Raw genomic sequence first — 17980 nt, forward strand, 5'->3', positions numbered from 1 at the left:
CATAGAAGATGATTAAAGAGGTTTTCTTGTCATAAAAATGAAATACCTATATCGCAAGATGAAAGATAGAGTTATTTGATGAAAAAAAATAAAAATATTGCACATATTCAATCCTGTGAGAGTCAGGGGCGGGTGATGGATGCATCTTCCAAACAATGGGTTTACCATTTTCTTCCATCTTCTTTGTGGTTTTATGCACAATTAGCGCGTTGGGATCGACCTATTGGATGGCAATTATTGATGTGGCCTTGTTTTTGGTCAACAACAATGGCTTTCCTCTCTTATGAAAGCTACCCACTGCCTCTTTTATCAATGCTCTTTCATTGGTTTTGGTATCTTTTTCTTTTTTTTCTAGGATCTATAGCGATGAGAGGGGCAGGGTGTACTTGGAATGATCTTATTGATCATAAGATTGATTCTCAGGTAGAAAGAACGCGTTCTCGTCCATTGCCAACAGGTCATGTAAGTCGGTTTCAGGCAAAAATTTTTATATTGGTGCAATGTTTGGTTGGTCTGGCTGTCTTATCGCAATTTAATAGATACAGTTTTTTTCTCGGTATTTCATCATTGATAGCAGTTGCGGTGTATCCTTTTATGAAACGCGTAACATATTGGCCGCAATTTTTTTTAGGTATTGCATTTAATTGGGGTGCATTAATGGGGTGGGCCGTTGTATGTGGAAGTCTGAATTGGGCAGCCGTTTCACTTTATGTAGGATCTATCTTATGGACGATAGGATATGATACAATTTACGCGCATCAAGATAAAGAGGATGATGCTACTGTTGGTGTAGGTTCTACGGCACTTCTTTTTGGTAAAGCAACTAAGCGTGCTTTGGTGTTTTTATATAGTGGTTTTGTGATTTTCGTCAGCTTAGCATTTTATTTAGCACAGGTTCCCGTTGTTAGTTTTTTTGGTATTTTTGTTGCAAGTATCCATATGTTTGTTCAAATTAAGATTCTTGATATCGACGACAATTCACAATGCTTAAAACTTTTTAAATCCAATTCATTTATTGGGTTTATAGTTTTTGCTGGTTTAGTATGCGGTGGTATATGGACGATAGTTTATCCTGTTGTTTAACAACGAGGATGAGGATATCGTGATGGACGATTCTTACTTTAGCCAAATTCAATATTTCTATTTGCGTTATTAAGGCTGAAATATGCAAGATGAGTTTACCTTTTTAACACTGTGCTTTTTAATATCAAAATCACTTTATTAAAGGACTACGAAGACAGCTTTGTCTTCCTAAAAGAGCTTTTGCTTTTTCTGTTGCTTGCAAATTAACATCCAAACCCAATACAGCAGCAGGCTTAAGACAAATATTGAGACGGTTAAGAGTTCTATAAGCTGTTGCAGCTTTTGCATGTCAGATAGCAGCAAGCGTATGGCGTATATCTGTTTGGGTAATCTCTGAAACTGGTAAACAGCCTAATTTAGGGAGAATATAAAGTTTTAAAGGAAGAAACCGATTCCTAGCCTCACCATCTCCTTTTAATCTTGCTTTACGACTTTCAAAAGCGTCCAAAGCCATATTTTTTAAGTAGTGGAGATTACGCATAGCTTCACACTTTTTCTCACTTTCTTTGAATGAGGTTACGACCCTCATGCAAAACAGAACACTGTTGTATTACACATTCACGAGTTTTTTTAAGAAACATTTCTTAAAGAACCCAAGCCCATTTCACGATACGACAATCCCACTTGTGATGTACAAAGGGATGGTTTTTATTGATTCAAAATGAAATGATTTGAGATGAAAGAATCTTACAATATTTGGGGTTATAATACAAGTTGAAAAAAAGTATGATTTGTCTTTATAAATCAATAGGTTATCTTCATGTGAACGCGTCATTATATTTGTTTTTAAGTGATGCTAGGCAAAGGATTGTTATCAATAAAGTTTCATAGTGAAGAATTTTAATTTTTTATTTTAAAATGAGATCATTTCCTTTTTATTTTACGAAGTGTTGTTTAATCGTTATGAAGACAAATTCTCCATATTTTAAAGTTTGAAGAGGTTAGGGATAAAGTTTTTGCCTTTGCCAATCGTCATGTTCAAGAGAATCTCGTGTAAAGAGCAAGCGGTCATGTAAACGAAATGGGCGATCACGCCAGAATTCGATGGAAAGGGGTTTAACACGAAATCCAGACCAATAAGGTGGGCGGGGAATATTCCCTATAGCATAGCGTGTAGTATATTGAGCAATTGCTTTTTCGAGGACAAAACGGTTTTCTAATGGTTGAGATTGTTTAGACGCCCATGCACCAATTCTGCTACCACGTGGTCGCGATTGGAAATATGCATCTGCTTCTTGAGCACTGACTTTTTCAACAATTCCTCGAATTCTAACCTGACGGCGAAGTGATTTCCAATGAAAACCTAAAGATGCTTTCATTGATTTTAAAATTTCTTGTCCTTTTTGGCTTTCATAATTTGTATAGAAGACAAAACCTTGGGGGCTATAATATTTGAGAAGAACCATGCGAACGTTAGGTAATCCCATTTCATCAACTGTTGCTAAAGCCATAGCATTAGGATCATTGACTTCTGTTATGGTTGCTTCTTCAAGCCACTTTGCAAAAAGTGCAAAAGGTTTTTGCATTTGCATAAAACTGTCATCTGTTTGTACTTTATTGTCCATAGTGTCTCCAAAGATCAGCGTATATGAATGAAAATTTTTATAATTTACCCTGTTATCAAGAAGTAAAGTACTGTTTTTTATTTTAAAAAGCCAATGTCATCTCGTTCTGTTAAAATATTTGACCATTTTTATTTTTAGCATGAATAATAAACTATATTAAAATAAAATATCTCTTTTATCTGGTATTTTGGTTGCTTTATAGACATATAAAGAGAGGAAAAATCATTCTTGAGAGGAGTTTGATGAAGTTATAAGGGATGTTAAGAAACATATCCGTTGATATTTAAAAACAGAAAAATTGAAAAGAGGACAATATGCGTGATCCGTACGCGATTTTGGGTGTGGCACGTACCGCAAAACCGCAAGAGATTAAATCAGCATTTAGAAAGTTAGCAAAGAGGTATCATCCAGATCACAATAGGGATGATGTAAAAGCCAAAGAGAAATTTGCTGAAATTAATCAAGCTTATGAAATTATAGGTGATAAAGACAAAAAAGCACAATTTGACCGCGGTGAAATTGATATGGAAGGAAAACCTCTTTATCAAGCCTTTGGTGCTGGTGAAAATTTTAGCAAGAATCATAATCCTTTTTCGGGAGGAGCAAAAGGTTTTGATTTTGGTTCTTCTGGTGGTGCAGGTTTTGATGCGAGCGATATTTTTCGCGATTTATTTGGTAGAGGAGGGAACTTTTCAAATTCTGCACAATATACGCATCCTCAACAAGGCGCTCATATTCGTGCCAATCTTGCAATAACATTAGAGCAGATGGTTGGAGCAGAAAAGGTAGAAGCTGTTTTTCCTAATGGAAAAAAGTTAAAAATTAAACTTCCAGATTATGTTGAAGACGGTCAAACTATTCGATTAAAAGGTCAAGGAGAAGAGGTTTCTTTTGGGCAAGCAGGGGATGCTTTGATAACCATTCAGATTCAGAAACATCCTCGTTTTCGAGTTGAAGGAAGGGCGCTTCATCTTGATTTGCCTATTCCTCTTAAACATGCTGTTTTGGGAGCAAAAGAAGAAGTTGAGACTTTGGAAGGGCGTGTGGCTTTAACGATTCCTGCTTGGTCAAGTTCTGATCGTGTTTTACGATTGAAAGGAAAAGGGCTTCATTTAAAAAACGGCACAAGAGACGATCTTTATGTGCATGTTCGTATCATGCTACCGGAAGGTAGAGATGCTGCATTGGAACAATTTTTGCAAATGCAAAAAGATTAATTTGAATATATAAACACGTAGTTTTTATTTGATTTTAAACCAATTGCTTGAAGAAAAAGTTAACCTATGCCATAGGCAGATAAGTAATATTAATTTTAAGTAACAATGGGGCAGTGCTAATGGCTAAAAGTAATGGTTTGTTGTACGGCAAGCGTGGTTTGATTTTGGGATTGGCCAATAATCGCTCTATCGCTTGGGGAATAGCTAAAGCGGCAAGTAGCGCAGGTGCGGAACTTGCTTTTACCTATCAGGGTGAAGCTATGAAAAAGCGTGTTGAGCCTTTGGCTGAGGAAGTAAAAGGGTTAGTTTGCGGTCATTGTGATGTTTCTGATAGTGCATCTATTGATGCGGTCTTTAAAGTCATAGAGAAGAAATGGGGCAAACTCGATTTTTTAGTTCATGCTATTGGTTTTTCTGATAAAGATGAATTAAGCGGTCGTTATATTGATATTAGCGAATCAAATTTTATGATGACCATGAATATTTCTGTTTATTCCTTAACAGCTCTCGCTAAGCGTGCAGAAAGGTTGATGTTGGACGGCGGTTCGATTTTAACACTAAGCTATTATGGTGCAGAAAAGGTTGTTCCCAATTATAATGTGATGGGAGTTGCAAAAGCTGCCCTTGAGGCGAGTGTGAAATATCTAGCAGTAGATTTAGGTCCTCAGCATATTCGCGTTAATGCTATATCTGCTGGGCCAATTAAAACGTTGGCTGCTTCTGGCATTGGTGATTTCCGTTATATTTTAAAATGGAATGAATATAATGCTCCTTTACGCCGTACGGTGACAATTGAAGAAGTAGGTGATTCTGCTCTTTATTTTCTTTCCGATTTGTCTCGTTCTGTTACGGGTGAAGTGCATCATGTGGATTCAGGTTATAATATCATCGGTATGAAAGCTGTTGATGCACCAGACATTTCTGTCGTTAAAGAATAAAATCTGTTTTACAAAACTTTTTTTGACAGCAATGATTTGACCAAAAAAATTAAAATGGTCAATGACGTTTTGGAAGAGGGGTTGTTTTTGCGCAATTCAGCATGGGCTTTAGTTACGTATATTTGACGGAGAAGCGGGGCATTTTTTATGTCGCATAATACATTTGGTCATTTATTTCGTGTCACAACATGGGGTGAAAGCCATGGTGCTGCTCTTGGTTGTGTCATTGATGGGTGCCCCCCAGGGATTACCTTTACTGTTGCAGAAATTCAAGCCTATCTTGATAAACGCAGACCAGGGCAATCTCGATATACAACTCAGCGCCGAGAATTAGATCAAGTAGAGGTGCTTTCAGGTGTTGTTGTTCAGGATGATGGTACAACATTGGTAACAACGGGGACACCAATTTCTCTATTGATTCAAAATACAGATCAACGATCTAAGGACTATGGCTCTATTGCTCATCAGTATCGTCCTGGTCATGCAGATTATACTTATGATGTTAAATATGGTATCCGCGATTTTCGAGGTGGCGGACGTGCTTCAGCGCGTGAGACCGCAGCACGTGTTGCAGCGGGTGCTATTGCTCGTAAAATTATTCCTCGTTTGATTGTACGGGGAGCTGTGATAGCAATTGGACCTCATAGGATTAATCGTGATCGTTGGAATTGGGGAGAGATTGATAACAATCCTTTTTTTACGCCTGATTCAGAGATGGTACAGGTTTTTAGTGATTATATAGACAAAATACGTAAAAGTGGTTCATCTGTTGGTGCTGTTATTGAGATTGTTGCAGAAAATGTTCCCGCTGGTTTAGGAGCACCTATTTATGCAAAACTTGATCAGGACATTGCTTCATTACTCATGTCGATTAATGCGGTGAAGGGAGTAGAAATAGGTGATGGTTTTGCAGCAGCTCACTTAACGGGAGAAGAAAATGCAGATGAAATGCGGATGGGAAGTGATGGAAAACCACTCTTTTTATCCAATCACGCTGGTGGTATTTTAGGTGGAATATCGAGTGGACAGCCGATAGTTGCACGTTTTGCTGTGAAACCTACGTCATCGATTTTAACACCTCGTCGTTCAATTGATGTTCGTGGTAATGAGGTAAATGTTGTAACGAAAGGACGTCATGATCCCTGTGTTGGGATTCGCGCTGTTCCTGTTGGTGAAGCTATGGTTGCTTGTGTTCTTGCTGACCATTATTTAAGGCATCGCGGTCAAGTTGGATCATTTGAAAGGTGAATAATGGCGTATGACGAAAAAAAAATTAGAGATGCACTTCGTGCTTTTGAACGTGGTGAAATTGTTGTGGTTACCGATGATAATGACCGTGAAAATGAAGGTGATTTAACACTTGCTGCCGTCCATTGCACAGAAGAAAAAATGGCATTTATCATTCGTCATACAACGGGTATTATTTGTGCTCCTCTGCCAAAACAAGAAGCGCAGCGGTTTAATCTTGTCCCTATGGTTTCCGATAACGATTCTGCACATCGTACCCAGTTTACTGTTACCGTTGATTTTAAACATGGAATAACGACGGGAATTTCAGCACATGACCGTACATTAGCGGTACGTAACCTTGCTAATTTAAATGCTGGTCCGGACGATTTTGTCCGTCCAGGGCATGTTTTTCCTTTGATTGCGCATGAGGGAGGTGTGCTGATGCGTTCAGGACACACGGAGGCAGCCGTTGATTTATGTAAAGTAGTTGGTTTGCCACCAGTTGGTGTCATCGGTGAGCTGGTCAATGATGATGGAAGCGTTAAACATGGAGATGAGATTACAAAATTTGCACAAGAAAATCGATTGCATATAATAACCGTTGCAGATCTCATTGCGTATCGTCAACGTAAAGAAATGTTGATAAGGCATGTTGGAGAAAGGCATATTGAAACATCGGGAGGTCCAGCTATTGTTCAAAGTTATCAACTTCCTTGGGAAACAGTTCAGCATATTGCAATCGTTTTTGGTGATATCTGTGACGGCGAAGATATTCCCGTATATTTGCAGCGTGAAAATGTTATAAACGATATTTTTTGTCAATCTTCAGATATACCAGCTATCATGCGACGCATGACGGAAAAAGAAAAGCGTGGTGTTTTTGTTTATTTGCGTGAAGGATCTGTTGGGATACCGTCAGTTGCGGGTATTGAAGAGAGAGTGGAAAAAGGTGCAGAAAATCACATGCAGGCAATTAAACGTGAAGAGGAATGGCGCCAAATCGGTTTAGGATCACAAATTTTAAAACATTTGGGGATTCATTCTGTTATTGTTTATGCTTCTAAAAAACATCATTATGTAGGTTTAGAAGGTTTTGGAATTCGTATATCGAGAACAGATATCTTGTGAGGAATGCATGAAACAAGAGATAAACAAAGAGGATATTACAACTTTAAGTTTTGAGGAAGCGCTGAAGCAACTTGAGGCAATTGTCGAAAATCTAGAACGTGGAAATATCCCTTTAGAACAATCAATTGATATTTATGAGCGTGGTGAAGCGCTTAAAAAACATTGTGAAAAACTCTTGAAAGCAGCTGAGGCCAAAGTTGAAAAAATTCAGCTTTCAGAAGAAGGTTTTCCAAAAGGTATACAACCCCTTGATTCTGAATAATCTGGAAAAGTCTTGAGATATTTACTGTAAGGTGAGATGTCGTAATTGAGTTGAACGTGTTTTATCGTTTTTTATGCAATAAGTGGAGTAAATGGATAAAATCATAAATTGTCACCAAGAGAGAATATTTTTTAGGAAAAATATCAAAACAATAAATGAAAGAGGGGATAAGGTCTGTTTTTAGCATTTTACTCTCTTGATGATGTGATAATAAGGAGTTTTTTTTGTCACGGGTATTGACACCATTACTTGACCGTATTCATCTGCCACATGATTTGCGGGCACTGCCGGAATCTGATTTGGTAAGGTTAGCCGATGAGTTGCGGACGGAAACAATTGATGCTGTTTCCGTAACAGGTGGTCATCTTGGTGCAGGTCTTGGTGTTGTTGAACTCACAGTTGCATTGCATTATGTTTTCAATACACCAGAGGATAGGATTATTTGGGATGTTGGCCATCAAGCCTATCCGCATAAAATTTTAACGGGGCGTAGAGATAAAATTCGCACATTGCGTCAGGAGGGGGGATTATCAGGTTTTACCAAACGCTCAGAAAGTGTGTATGATCCATTTGGTGCCGGTCATTCTTCTACTTCCATTTCTGCTGGTCTTGGTATGGCAGTAGCAAGTGCTTTAAAAGCAGAGGAAAGGCGCAATATCATTGCTGTAATTGGTGATGGTGCTATGTCTGCTGGTATGGCTTATGAAGCAATGAATAATGCTGGTGCTTTAGATGCACGTTTGATTGTTATTCTAAATGATAACGATATGTCTATTGCATCACCGACAGGTGCTATGAGCGCGCATCTTGCACGATTGGTTTCCCGTCCTGCTTATCGTAGTTTGCGCGAACGGATAAAGGCACTAGGCGAAAAATTACCTAAATTCTTTTTGGATAAAGCACGTCTCTCAGAGGAATTTGCCCGTGGTTTTTTGGTTGGTGGAACTTTGTTTGAAGAGCTTGGTTTCTACTATGTTGGTCCGATAGATGGCCATAATTTAAAGCATTTGTTGCCTGTTTTAAAAAATGTTCGTGAATATTCCAATGGTTCTGTTTTAGTACATGTGGTTACTCATAAGGGTAAAGGATATGCACCTGCGGAAGCGTCATCTGATAAATATCACGGTGTGAATCGTTTCGATATTACAACAGGAAAACAGGTTAAAGCATCAAGCAATATTCTTCCTTATACGAAGGTTTTTTCTAAAGCTTTAATAGAAGAAGCTAATCATGATGATAAGATTGTTAGTATAACAGCGGCTATGCCTGCGGGGACAGGTCTTGATGCTTTTGCTGAAAAATTTCCTGAAAGAATGTTTGATGTTGGTATTGCTGAACAGCATGCGGTAACCTTTGCTGCTGGTATTGCCTGTGAGGGATATAAACCTTTTGTTGCAATTTATTCTACTTTTTTACAGCGCGCTTATGATCAGATTATCCATGATGTATCCATTCAAAAGTTGCCTGTGCGCTTTGCAATTGACCGAGCGGGTTTTGTAGGGGCAGATGGTGCAACACATGCCGGCAGTTTTGATATTGTTTTTTTGGCTACGCTTCCTGAATTTGTGGTTATGGCACCTTCTGATGAAGTCGAACTTATGCATATGGTTCGTACCGCCGCAGCTTATGATCAGGGGCCCATTTCTTTTCGTTATCCGCGTGGTGAGGGTATTGGAATAGATTTACCACAGCGCGGTGAGTTATTAGAGATTGGAAAAGGGCGTGTTCTGCGAGAAGGAACCAGAATAGCTTTGGTTTGTTTTGGAACGCGAATGTCGAAAGTGTTGGCTGCTGCTGATGCGTTGGTTGCGGAAGGGTTGTCTACGACGGTTGCAGATGCACGGTTTGCAAAGCCTTTAGATAAGGATTTGATGCGTCGTTTGGCGCGTGAGCATGAAGTATTAGTAACGATTGAAGAAGGTGCAATAGGCGGATTTGGAGCGCATTTATTACAATTTTTAGCTCAAGAGGGGCTGTTAGAACATGGTTTGAAAGTGCGCACCTTAAAATTTCCAGATGAATATTTAAACCATGGTTCACCAGAGAAAGTTCTGTCACGTATAGGGCTTGATTCTATTGGTATTGTTAATACAGTTTTTACTGCTTTAGGACACAAAATTCGGACAGTGTAGAAATTTTGAGTATGAAATGGACGTTAAGAAAAGACTTGATGTTCTTTTAGTTGAAAAAAAAATTTTTACGACTCGCTCACGAGCACGTGATGCTATTGTGCGCAAAACTGTTCAAGTGAATGGTAAAGTTGTTTTAAAAGTTGGGCAAATCGTTTCTGATACGGCAGAGATTATCGTTTGCGATCCAGCGCAAAACTATGTTTCACGTGCAGCGTTAAAATTGATGAGTGCACTCGATGCATTTCCGGTTGTAACGGATAAAGTGATTGCTATTGATATAGGTGCATCGACAGGTGGTTTTACACAGGTTCTTTTAGAACGTGGAGCGGCTCATGTCATTGCTGTTGATGTTGGTCATCATCAATTGGATGCACGTTTATTGGGCAATAATGCGATAACTTTATTAGAAGGTTTAAATGTTAGAGATTTGCAACGAGAACATTTATGCGGACTGGAAATTGATCTGATTGTTTCAGATGTCAGTTTTATTTCTCTTAAATTGGCGTTACCTCCTGTTTTGTCTTTAGCCAAAAAGGGGGCTCAAGCCGTTTTATTGATAAAGCCTCAGTTTGAGGTTGGTCGTAAGAATCTTGGTAAGGGTGGAGTATTGAAAGATCCATCAATGGCTAAAAAAATTGCTGAAGAGCTCTTTGATTGGTTAAATATGCAAAGAGGGTGGAATGCAAAAGGGATGATTCTCTCACCTATTACAGGGAGTGATGGTAATTTAGAATATTTGTTATTTGGAGAAAAACACGCATGAATGATAATGCCATAATCGACCATATTGGGGCGAATGGTAATGGTGTGATAAACTCATTACGTGATTTCTTTCACTTTACTAGGAGAACATGCTGAGATCAAAGTGCATGGAACATATGCTAAACTTATAATATTAAAGGAAAAACCGCCAGAACGCACTAATGCTCCTTACTAGCATTTTGAAGAAGGCGGTAAATGTACAATAACACATATAGTATAAAAACAAAGTAGAATTAATATATTATTTTATTTAAACCTCCATCAGAATTTGCAGTTTTGTGCATGATTCAATAGACCACTTTATAAAAGATTACCATTTATAAACAGAGCATAAAAAGCAAATTATGATGCAATATTATAACGCATGGAAGCACTCAAATGAGATAAAGCAATTATAATTTATAACTGTTTATAAACTATATAATACGTTTATATTACAATTTATATCTCATGAAATTGATATACTTTTAATAATAGAATGCATAACAGGCATCAAAAGCTATTTAAAAGTTACAGTTTAAGAATAATGAATCCAAATTTGGATTGCGTCATTTTAGATACTTCAAAAATGAAAGACGTTTTTTAAGATAAGTAGAGAGAAGTTAAAAGAGAGAACATCATTCAACACAAATATTTAAAGAGAGTTATAGAAAGATAACATCTGCAAAATTGGGGTGATTAATTTTTCTAACTCAAAAATGAGCTTAATATCTTAATAGGTTTTAAAGAGGCATTTTGAGAACGTGCTTTCTTTCAAATTGACTGCCTCAAATATGAGAGCGTTGTTATGAATACGTTTAAACAATCATAAATAACATGCTTTCCTATTCTTCATTTATATTTTTTGGGATAAGTTTTTATAAAGAAACTAGAGAGCTTGCAATATAATACATTTTGTATATAGCTACTTGCTATCAATTTCTTTTACAGAGTTCCTTAATATATTCTTTCATAAAGCTGCGTCTGTTAAGAAGGGCATGTCGATTAGCCAAGAGCGAGCAGAAGAAATTCTTTGTGAGGATTTAAAGCAATTTGAGAAGGCTGTTGCAAAAGCGGTGAAGGTTTCGTTAACGGATGAACAGTTCGCAGCGTTAGTCTCGTTTTGCTATAATGTAGGCACGCGCGCTTTTTACAACTCGACTTTGTTAAAAAGGCTTAATCAAGGTGATTATGCGTCTGTTCCTTTTGAATTGCAAAAATGGAATAAGGCTGGAGGCAAAGTTCTAAAAGGTTTAGCCAACCGGCGTGCTGCCGAAGCGGGATTATGGGCTCGAGGGTCTTATGTTTCTTCTAACTATCAAAGAGTTCAAGCGAAAGAGGCAACGGGTGCACTTAAAATAGAAGCCTTAGCACCGATTATAGGCTCTTGCTCTGGTCTTGGAGGCTTATTAGCAGGCAATGGTCCTATTCAATGGGCTTTAGCCGGTCTGATGGTTTTAGCGGGGTGTGTTGGTCTCGTATTTGTTGCCAAGCGGTTTCGGGAGCAACGGCTATGATGTTTTATCTCAAGAAATATTACTTGATGTTTACAGCGGCTTTAGCCGTTTTTTTTATGGCTTTAGCGAAGGCGTTTCATTTAGGCAAGAAAAGCGAACAGCACAAGCAAACAGAGAACGCTTTAAAGCAAGTAAAAACACGTCTTGAGGTTGAAAATGAAGTTAATCAGAAGAGTGATGGTGATGTGCGCCGTGATCTTTCTCGTTGGGTGCGCAGCAAAGAGGATTGAGAGTTGTGGTGGTTGGTTGCCGATTTATTTGGACCAGCAGGATGTTGGTGTGATCAGTGCCAATTTAGCAAGAGATATTTTAAAGCATAACAAGCATGGGGCGCATTTATGTGGTTGGAAAGATGAACAGAAATCCCAAGAGCGAAGAGCAAAGGTTTACAGAGAGAGAACGGGAGCTCCTTCATGAGATGATCAACGCTTATCAGGGTGTGAAGATGATGTCACGTTTTATGAAGTGGATGATGTTTTTTGTCTTTATGTTTATTCTTGACTTTGCCCGCCTTATGGATGCGCTCGATAATATCTTTACGCACCTCAAAAGGCGAATAAGTAAAAGTTGAAAAGTTTCTTTTTTAAGAAAAATTGATATTAATGATAAGTTAAACTATATTTAACTAGGTAAAACAATGTATAATCATTAAATTTCTTAAAGAGGAAAATTATGAGTCTAAAAAGTGAACTTATAGCAGCTAAAGTAGATATAAATCTAAAAAGTGTATTTATGGCTATAGCTGAAAGAAAACACCGTCCAGCATCTCAAATTTTACGTGATCTTATTCGTGTTTACGTTGAAAATAACAAGACACCTAATGAGGAAACGCTTGAAACTTTTCATAAAACCGATAGCAATCAAGATATTTATTATACTGAAAATATTGCTGCTTTGATTAAGCAACTGGATATTTAATTATGCGTTCAGTGAGTTATTCAGGAAAGTTTAAAAAAGATGTAAAACGGGCAAAAAAGCGTGGAAAAGATATGCAAAAACTTACAGAAGTTATGCAACTTCTGATTCATAAGCAGCAATTGCCATCTATTTTAAATGATCATGCATTACAAGGAAATTGGAAATCTCGTCAAGATCTTCATATAGAACCTGATTGGTTATTAATTTATATAGTTGATGAAGAACGAGTCCATTTTGATAGAACAGATACGCATTCGGATTTATTTAAGTAATAATCTTATTCTCATCTTTTTAAAAAGACCGTAAACTCAAAATAATTGAGAGAAAAATCTGAATTTTTTTGCTATAATCAGAGCGTTAAATTCATTTGTTTCATAAGACTTTAGATAGTTACACCCTTTGGGAAAAGCTTATGAAAACTTCGCATAGATCACTCTGATCGTCTTTTAGATATGGCTAAGAGATTAGAAGTTTCAGTTCCATTTTTATCATCAGTAGAAATTAGCAGAAAATCGGTACCTGTTGGCATAGAAGAAAAGATCATAGAGCTTTATGCTTTAGATCAAGAGGCAGCCGCCCGTTTAAGGAGAGAATCTGATGCTGGTCGTCATAGTTTTACTATCACATCATCTGATTCCTTGTATCGTGAAACCGTTGGCATGTTTATGAGACTTTTAAAGACTTTTTCACAATAGTATTTAGAATCCTTCAAAGGAATATTAGAAGTGATTAAAGAAGAGAAAAGCAAAAAAATACTCAGTTGTAGAGGCATGATTCGAAACCCTATTCCCTCGCTTTTATTTGCAAGTCCCTTACCTTTACAAACATATGGATAAACAATGAGCTATTTGATTAAAAAAAAGAATGGTGCCCCCAGAGGGCGAATCAGGCTTTATTAGCAAGAATCAAATAGTATAAAGATGTGCAAGAGTGTATTGATGTATATAATTTTTTATGTTCCAATAAAAAAAATAAGTATTAAAGAAAAAATCTCAAATCAGAAATTAAAGGTGGTCTAAAAGGTGGACCAAAAAAGGTGGACGGAAGGGGGTGTTAAGTGAGGGCGATTCACCGGTTATCAGCATCATTCGTAAAGACGTCTCCACAGGGTAAATATTGTGATGGGGTAGGACTATGGTTAAATGTTCGAAAAGACAATACGCGTTCTTGGTTTTTTCGCTATACGCACCACAATAAGCGCCGTGAAATGGGGCTTGGTCCTGTTACAAAGCTTTCTTTAAAAGAAGCGCGCGAGCTTGCTAGGCATTATAGTGATATTCTTAAAGAAGGTAATGATCCTATTGTTTTTAGAGAACAGACTATTTTAAAACAGCAAAGCAATATCTTTCAAGAAGTTGCGCAAGCGGCTTTTGAAAGCAAAAAAGCAGAATTGAAAAATGAAGGGAAAAATGGTCGTTGGTTTTCTCCATTAGAGTTGCACGTTATTCCACACATAGGTAAATTATCTATAGAAAAATTGACAGCCAATATCATTCGCAATGTTCTTGCACCACTTTGGCATGAAAAAGCAGATACAGCGCGAAAAGCACTGAATCGTATCAATATTTGCTTGAAATATGCTGCTGCTCTTGGCTTAGATGTTGACCTACAGGCTTGTATGAAAGCACGAGCCCTTTTAGGAAAATCACGTGCGACATCGACGAATATTCCTGCTATGTCTTGGCAAGAACTTCCAGATTTTTATCACAACTTAGAGGATAATATCCTTTCAAACTTAGCACTAAAATTACTAATTTTGACAGGTGCTCGATCATATCCATTGCGCTATTTGCGTCTCGAACAGATTGATAAAAATATATGGACCATACCCAAAGAAAATATGAAAGGTATTGTAGGAAAAGTTTCAGACTTTCGTGTGCCACTGAGTAGTGAAGCTATGAAAGTCATTGAAAAAACTCTGCCTTTTGAAAAAAAGGGCTTTCTATTTGCGGGGCTTAAAGGAAAACCAATTTCTGATGCAACGCTTTCTAAATTCATGAAAGACAAAGGCTTTGATTATAGACCTCATGGTTTTAGATCGAGTCTTCGTGACTGGATAGCGGAGACAACATCAACACCATTTGAAATTGCAGAATCTATTCTTGCGCATTCAGTTGGTAATTCAGTGACAAAAGCTTACATGCGAACAGACTTCTTAGAGCAACGGCGTGTTCTTTTGGAGCAATGGGCATCTTTTATATCAGGAACATCTTTACCAAACATTCCAGACCGTTAAGCCTAAAATATAATTGCTGTCACCCTATTGTAATGGCATCCCTAGAACTTCAAAGAAGCGTTGCTGTCTTTTTTTCGACATAAGCAATGAGTTTGTCAAATGAAACAACCTCTATAGACTCGTGTCTCTTCCTGCTTCTCCGCCATTCGATATTTAGCTATAAATAATTTACTGATTTTCCATATGTTTTTTTAAGGTGCGGGATACATGAATAAAGGTTAGGGAATAGGGTTTTCTAACATTCCTCCGCAACACGAACATTTTTTTGGCTTTTCTCTTCTCTAATCGTTTCTAGTATTCCTTTGAATGATTCTAAATCCTGTTGTGAAAAAACCTTTAAAAGTCTTGTAAACATGCCAACGGTTTCACGACACAAGGGATCAGACGACTTGATGGTAAAACTGCTGCGACAAGCATCCGATTCTCTCCTTAGACGGGCGGCTGCCTCTTGATTTAAAGCGTAAACCTCTATGATCTTTTCTTCCATGCCAACGGGTACAGATTTTTTGCCAATTTCTACAGATGATAAAAATGGGACAGAGATGTCTAATTTCTTAGCCATATCTAAAAGACGTTCAGAGTGATCTATGCGAAGTTTGCGTAAGGTTTTACCAAAGGGTGTAATCATCTAAAAAATCCTATGAAACAAATGAACATTCACCTTGATTCTAGCATATTTGAAAATTATTTCTCTCAATTCTTAGGAAAGATTTCTTTTCAAAGGGAAACTATTTTAAGAGAGATATGGAGGAACTAACTCTTTGAAAACCACTGTTTTAAATGGGCAAAAACATTGTCTATTGCATCCATAATCCGAGCAAAGTCAAGGATGAGTAAAAAGAGAAAAAAGGCTATCCACTTCATCAAGCGAGACATCATTTTTACATTTTGATAAGTGATGATTATTTCTTGAAGCATTTCTTTTTCTGCTTCTGTAAGCGCGGTGGTTTTTTTAGTGTTTTTTCTAGCCATGTTTCCACCCACATAAATATTCACCCTGCTTGTTATGCTTTAAGATCTCTCTTGCTAAGTTTGAACTGATGATGTTCAAATCTTGTCGCTGCAAATATATCGGCAACCAACCCACACAAGAAGAAGCAACTTTATTTGTCGCGCAACCAGTGAGAGAGATCAGTACGCACATCAGCATCACTTTTTTTATTAATTTCATTTTCTACCTCAAGCCGTGTTGTTGCAGTCTTTAAAATCTTCTCTGTTTGCTTTTGCTGTTCAGTTCTTTTGCCAAGAACAAAAGCTTTTGCTACAATCATAAAAAAAGCGGCTAAAGCCGCACCTGTTAGCATCAGATTTTTTTTCATCCATAAAATCATAATTTGTGTTCCTGAAAGCGTCTTGCGACACAGAAAAGACCGGCACAGGCGGCTAAAACCATAATGGTTGCCAATGCCCATTGGATGGGACCATTGCCCGCTAACAAGCCGCCAAGACCAGAGAAAGAACCAATGATGGGGGCAAGCGCTTCCGCTTTGAAAATCCCCATTGGCTGTTTGGTTTCTACTGGTTGATAATTGGAGGAAACATAAGCGCCTTTTGCCCATAAGCCTGCTTCTGCTGTACGCCGGTGTACGAGACCTTGAAGGCGCTTTCCACCCGCTTTGGTCCATTTTTGTAATTCAGAGGGGATTGCTTCATATTCACCTTGATTGAGTTTTTTTAACAGTGTCGAATTGCAAAAGGCTGCTGTTCCTACATTATAACAAAAGGACACGAGTGCTGCGAATTGTTCGTCTGTTAAGGAAACTTGAACAGCGTGTTCAACAGCATTCTCAAATTGTTGCAAATCATGGCAAAGAAACTCTTCTGCTTGTTCTTCAGTGATTATCATGCCCTTATGAACAAAGGGTTTTCCAGCAGAATTTGTATGTCCATAACCAATGGTCCATATACCAATGGCATCTTTATAGGCGTTGAGACGCAAGCCTTCCCATTGTTTAATAAGTGCTAATCCTTCTGATGATATTTTTCTCATAGGTTTCTCCATAAAAAAAGCCCACCTCTATGGATGGACACTTAAAGTTTCTTGATTGAGTAACGACCAGAAAATTCAACAGCTGTTACTTGTTTTATTAATGATAAAATTCTTTCTCAATATCTTAACAATTAGCAAATTATCAGGTCGGGACATCCAGTGATACTAAGGTTCGTGCAATTATGTTGACGTAAATGACCAGTCAAGTCCTTTGCTCGTAACGGATCATATTTTTTCGATATCTGTGTGGATAAAATCGTTTCCTTTAAATAACAGTGGTAATTCATAATTTTTGCTACAAGCATAAGCAAAACAATCACCCATATTAAGTCGTGCTTTGCTGCCTGTTCCCTTACCAAAATTCATATAAGCATGAACAGCAGTTTGATATTCGCGATCTTCAATAGTGACAAATTGAATATTGTAAAATTCTAGAAAATCATCAACTAAAGCTTTTGCTTCTACAACTGTTGAGCGTGCAACAGGTTTTCCTTCTTGTGTTTTCTCAAAGCAAAGTCCAGCAACAGCTTCCCACACAGCTATTGCTGACGTATGATTTTGCTGAGTTTTTTCCATCTTTTCGATAAAAACAGGTGCCTCTTCCTCACCTAACAAAATAGCAAGAATAGCCGAAGCGTCGAGAAACATTTAAAAGCCTCCGCTTAAATCATCAAAAAACGCCTTGCGCTGTTCTTCCGTATAAGAATTATATTCTTTACCTAAAAATTTTTTGGTTCGTTGCTGAAGCTCTATAGCCTTTTCCTGATAAGAAACTTCTTTTTTCTTAGCTTCTTTTAACATCAAAAGTGCTGCTTCAATTGTTTGAGTATAAGTATTATAACCATAAAGGTTTTTGACTTCATCAGCTAATCTTTTAACATTTTTATTCGGAACAAAAAGTGTATCAGACATTTTCTAACCTCCAAAACTAATATTAGTTTCTTACAATTATAATATCATATAATTAATATTAGTTCCAGTATTTTTAAAAATCTCAAACAACTCGCTATCCTTTAATCGGAG

The 17980-nt window shown here is 37.5% G+C and carries 23 protein-coding genes and 2 pseudogenes; 16 read left to right on the plus strand and 9 right to left on the minus strand.

The features are described 5' to 3' along the window. Nucleotides 1-78: 78 nt before the first annotated feature. Nucleotides 79-1083 carry a 4-hydroxybenzoate octaprenyltransferase gene (gene ubiA, locus LNM86_RS04170; RefSeq protein WP_241438559.1) on the plus strand — a complete coding sequence of 335 codons (1005 nt, stop codon included), beginning with the start codon at nucleotides 79-81 and terminating at the stop codon, nucleotides 1081-1083. Nucleotides 1084-1243: 160 nt separating this feature from the next. Here ubiA and LNM86_RS04175 read toward each other — a convergent pair. Continuing rightward, nucleotides 1244-1686, minus strand: a pseudogene (locus LNM86_RS04175) (integrase); the annotation flags it as partial. Nucleotides 1687-2024: 338 nt separating this feature from the next. Then, nucleotides 2025-2648 carry a pyridoxamine 5'-phosphate oxidase gene (gene pdxH, locus LNM86_RS04180; RefSeq protein WP_241438560.1) on the minus strand — a complete coding sequence of 208 codons (624 nt, stop codon included), beginning with the start codon at nucleotides 2646-2648 and terminating at the stop codon, nucleotides 2025-2027. A gap of 314 nt (nucleotides 2649-2962) precedes the next feature. On the opposite strand from pdxH, the gene LNM86_RS04185 reads away from it, so the two are divergent. The 15 genes and pseudogenes from LNM86_RS04185 to LNM86_RS04255 all read left to right on the plus strand — a co-directional run bounded on the left by LNM86_RS04185 (nucleotide 2963) and on the right by LNM86_RS04255 (nucleotide 14967). Beyond that, a complete protein-coding gene (locus tag LNM86_RS04185) occupies nucleotides 2963-3865 on the plus strand; it encodes a DnaJ C-terminal domain-containing protein (RefSeq protein ID WP_241438561.1) in 903 nt (300 codons plus the stop codon). 119 nt (nucleotides 3866-3984) lie between these two features. Next, nucleotides 3985-4803, plus strand: a complete 819-nt coding sequence (gene fabI, locus LNM86_RS04190) for an enoyl-ACP reductase FabI (protein ID WP_241438563.1) — start codon at nucleotides 3985-3987, stop codon at nucleotides 4801-4803. Between the two features lie 147 nt (nucleotides 4804-4950). Continuing rightward, the gene (gene aroC, locus LNM86_RS04195; protein ID WP_241438564.1) at nucleotides 4951-6051 is read left to right on the plus strand and encodes a chorismate synthase; all 1101 of its coding nucleotides are present in this window, start codon (nucleotides 4951-4953) and stop codon (nucleotides 6049-6051) included. Between the two features lie 3 nt (nucleotides 6052-6054). Beyond that, nucleotides 6055-7161, plus strand: a complete 1107-nt coding sequence (gene ribB / locus LNM86_RS04200; protein ID WP_241438567.1) for a 3,4-dihydroxy-2-butanone-4-phosphate synthase — start codon at nucleotides 6055-6057, stop codon at nucleotides 7159-7161. 7 nt (nucleotides 7162-7168) lie between these two features. Next, nucleotides 7169-7423 (plus strand): exodeoxyribonuclease VII small subunit, encoded by a 255-nt coding sequence (locus tag LNM86_RS04205; RefSeq protein WP_241438568.1) that lies wholly within the window; start codon nucleotides 7169-7171, stop codon nucleotides 7421-7423. Nucleotides 7424-7647: 224 nt separating this feature from the next. After that, entirely contained in the window at nucleotides 7648-9555 is a 1908-nt protein-coding gene (gene dxs, locus LNM86_RS04210) for a 1-deoxy-D-xylulose-5-phosphate synthase (RefSeq protein WP_241438569.1), read from the plus strand. 16 nt (nucleotides 9556-9571) lie between these two features. Continuing rightward, entirely contained in the window at nucleotides 9572-10318 is a 747-nt protein-coding gene (locus LNM86_RS04215; RefSeq protein ID WP_241438570.1) for a TlyA family RNA methyltransferase, read from the plus strand. 964 nt (nucleotides 10319-11282) lie between these two features. Further along, nucleotides 11283-11813, plus strand: a pseudogene (locus LNM86_RS04220) (lysozyme); the annotation flags it as partial. After that, nucleotides 11810-12043, plus strand: a complete 234-nt coding sequence (locus LNM86_RS04225) for a hypothetical protein (protein WP_241438516.1) — start codon at nucleotides 11810-11812, stop codon at nucleotides 12041-12043. The pseudogene LNM86_RS04220 and the gene LNM86_RS04225, both read left to right, overlap by 4 nt. A gap of 16 nt (nucleotides 12044-12059) precedes the next feature. After that, nucleotides 12060-12230, plus strand: a complete 171-nt coding sequence (locus tag LNM86_RS04230; RefSeq protein ID WP_308219241.1) for a hypothetical protein — start codon at nucleotides 12060-12062, stop codon at nucleotides 12228-12230. After that, complete coding sequence (locus LNM86_RS04235; RefSeq protein ID WP_241438572.1) at nucleotides 12154-12384, plus strand: hypothetical protein; 231 nt, start codon at nucleotides 12154-12156, stop codon at nucleotides 12382-12384. The genes LNM86_RS04230 and LNM86_RS04235 overlap by 77 nt, the downstream gene beginning before the upstream one ends. Before the next feature lie 101 nt (nucleotides 12385-12485). Continuing rightward, nucleotides 12486-12731 carry a hypothetical protein gene (locus LNM86_RS04240; protein WP_241438573.1) on the plus strand — a complete coding sequence of 82 codons (246 nt, stop codon included), beginning with the start codon at nucleotides 12486-12488 and terminating at the stop codon, nucleotides 12729-12731. A 2-nt stretch (nucleotides 12732-12733) separates the two neighbouring features. Beyond that, nucleotides 12734-13003: a type II toxin-antitoxin system YafQ family toxin gene (locus LNM86_RS04245; RefSeq protein ID WP_241438574.1), complete on the plus strand. Its 270-nt coding sequence runs from the start codon at nucleotides 12734-12736 to the stop codon at nucleotides 13001-13003. Between the two features lie 153 nt (nucleotides 13004-13156). Beyond that, on the plus strand, nucleotides 13157-13426 hold the full coding sequence (locus LNM86_RS04250) for an XRE family transcriptional regulator (RefSeq protein ID WP_241438913.1): 270 nt from the start codon (nucleotides 13157-13159) through the stop codon (nucleotides 13424-13426). A gap of 362 nt (nucleotides 13427-13788) precedes the next feature. Further along, the gene (locus LNM86_RS04255; protein WP_241438576.1) at nucleotides 13789-14967 is read left to right on the plus strand and encodes a tyrosine-type recombinase/integrase; all 1179 of its coding nucleotides are present in this window, start codon (nucleotides 13789-13791) and stop codon (nucleotides 14965-14967) included. Between the two features lie 235 nt (nucleotides 14968-15202). Here LNM86_RS04255 and LNM86_RS04260 read toward each other — a convergent pair whose 3' ends face one another. The 7 genes from LNM86_RS04260 to LNM86_RS04290 form a co-directional block, all read right to left on the minus strand. Next, on the minus strand, nucleotides 15203-15595 hold the full coding sequence (locus LNM86_RS04260; protein WP_241438577.1) for a helix-turn-helix domain-containing protein: 393 nt from the start codon (nucleotides 15593-15595) through the stop codon (nucleotides 15203-15205). Between the two features lie 125 nt (nucleotides 15596-15720). Beyond that, nucleotides 15721-15939: a hypothetical protein gene (locus LNM86_RS04265; protein ID WP_241438395.1), complete on the minus strand. Its 219-nt coding sequence runs from the start codon at nucleotides 15937-15939 to the stop codon at nucleotides 15721-15723. Beyond that, on the minus strand, nucleotides 15932-16138 hold the full coding sequence (locus LNM86_RS04270) for a hypothetical protein (protein ID WP_241438579.1): 207 nt from the start codon (nucleotides 16136-16138) through the stop codon (nucleotides 15932-15934). The genes LNM86_RS04265 and LNM86_RS04270 overlap by 8 nt, the downstream gene beginning before the upstream one ends. Continuing rightward, the gene (locus tag LNM86_RS04275) at nucleotides 16071-16298 is read right to left on the minus strand and encodes a hypothetical protein (RefSeq protein ID WP_241438581.1); all 228 of its coding nucleotides are present in this window, start codon (nucleotides 16296-16298) and stop codon (nucleotides 16071-16073) included. Before LNM86_RS04275 ends, LNM86_RS04270 begins: the two co-directional genes overlap by 68 nt. Then, nucleotides 16295-16957 carry a gene transfer agent endolysin BgtA gene (gene bgtA / locus LNM86_RS04280; protein ID WP_241438583.1) on the minus strand — a complete coding sequence of 221 codons (663 nt, stop codon included), beginning with the start codon at nucleotides 16955-16957 and terminating at the stop codon, nucleotides 16295-16297. Before bgtA ends, LNM86_RS04275 begins: the two co-directional genes overlap by 4 nt. 225 nt (nucleotides 16958-17182) lie before the next feature. Then, on the minus strand, nucleotides 17183-17605 hold the full coding sequence (locus tag LNM86_RS04285; RefSeq protein ID WP_241438585.1) for a type II toxin-antitoxin system VapC family toxin: 423 nt from the start codon (nucleotides 17603-17605) through the stop codon (nucleotides 17183-17185). After that, entirely contained in the window at nucleotides 17606-17869 is a 264-nt protein-coding gene (locus tag LNM86_RS04290) for a hypothetical protein (RefSeq protein ID WP_241438586.1), read from the minus strand. Between the last annotated feature and the right edge of the window lie 111 nt (nucleotides 17870-17980).

This window comes from Bartonella machadoae, assembly GCF_022559585.1.
In the GTDB taxonomy this organism is placed as follows: domain Bacteria; phylum Pseudomonadota; class Alphaproteobacteria; order Rhizobiales; family Rhizobiaceae; genus Bartonella; species Bartonella machadoae.

Bases quoted from the DNA above. Each gene is read 5' to 3' on its own strand.
- LNM86_RS04245 (WP_241438574.1), top strand. From the start codon at position 12,734: ATGCGTTCAGTGAGTTATTCAGGAAAGTTTAAAAAAGATGTAAAACGG.
- LNM86_RS04185 (WP_241438561.1), top strand. From the start codon at position 2,963: ATGCGTGATCCGTACGCGATTTTGGGTGTGGCACGTACCGCAAAACCG.
- LNM86_RS04290 (WP_241438586.1), bottom strand. From the start codon at position 17,869: ATGTCTGATACACTTTTTGTTCCGAATAAAAATGTTAAAAGATTAGCT.
- LNM86_RS04240 (WP_241438573.1), top strand. From the start codon at position 12,486: ATGAGTCTAAAAAGTGAACTTATAGCAGCTAAAGTAGATATAAATCTA.
- LNM86_RS04260 (WP_241438577.1), bottom strand. From the start codon at position 15,595: ATGATTACACCCTTTGGTAAAACCTTACGCAAACTTCGCATAGATCAC.
- fabI (WP_241438563.1), top strand. From the start codon at position 3,985: ATGGCTAAAAGTAATGGTTTGTTGTACGGCAAGCGTGGTTTGATTTTG.
- bgtA (WP_241438583.1), bottom strand. From the start codon at position 16,957: ATGAGAAAAATATCATCAGAAGGATTAGCACTTATTAAACAATGGGAA.
- ribB (WP_241438567.1), top strand. From the start codon at position 6,055: ATGGCGTATGACGAAAAAAAAATTAGAGATGCACTTCGTGCTTTTGAA.
- LNM86_RS04275 (WP_241438581.1), bottom strand. From the start codon at position 16,298: ATGATTTTATGGATGAAAAAAAATCTGATGCTAACAGGTGCGGCTTTA.
- LNM86_RS04225 (WP_241438516.1), top strand. From the start codon at position 11,810: ATGATGTTTTATCTCAAGAAATATTACTTGATGTTTACAGCGGCTTTA.
- ubiA (WP_241438559.1), top strand. From the start codon at position 79: ATGAAAAAAAATAAAAATATTGCACATATTCAATCCTGTGAGAGTCAG.
- LNM86_RS04265 (WP_241438395.1), bottom strand. From the start codon at position 15,939: ATGGCTAGAAAAAACACTAAAAAAACCACCGCGCTTACAGAAGCAGAA.
- LNM86_RS04285 (WP_241438585.1), bottom strand. From the start codon at position 17,605: ATGTTTCTCGACGCTTCGGCTATTCTTGCTATTTTGTTAGGTGAGGAA.
- aroC (WP_241438564.1), top strand. From the start codon at position 4,951: ATGTCGCATAATACATTTGGTCATTTATTTCGTGTCACAACATGGGGT.
- LNM86_RS04215 (WP_241438570.1), top strand. From the start codon at position 9,572: ATGGACGTTAAGAAAAGACTTGATGTTCTTTTAGTTGAAAAAAAAATT.
- LNM86_RS04270 (WP_241438579.1), bottom strand. From the start codon at position 16,138: ATGAAATTAATAAAAAAAGTGATGCTGATGTGCGTACTGATCTCTCTC.
- pdxH (WP_241438560.1), bottom strand. From the start codon at position 2,648: ATGGACAATAAAGTACAAACAGATGACAGTTTTATGCAAATGCAAAAA.
- LNM86_RS04205 (WP_241438568.1), top strand. From the start codon at position 7,169: ATGAAACAAGAGATAAACAAAGAGGATATTACAACTTTAAGTTTTGAG.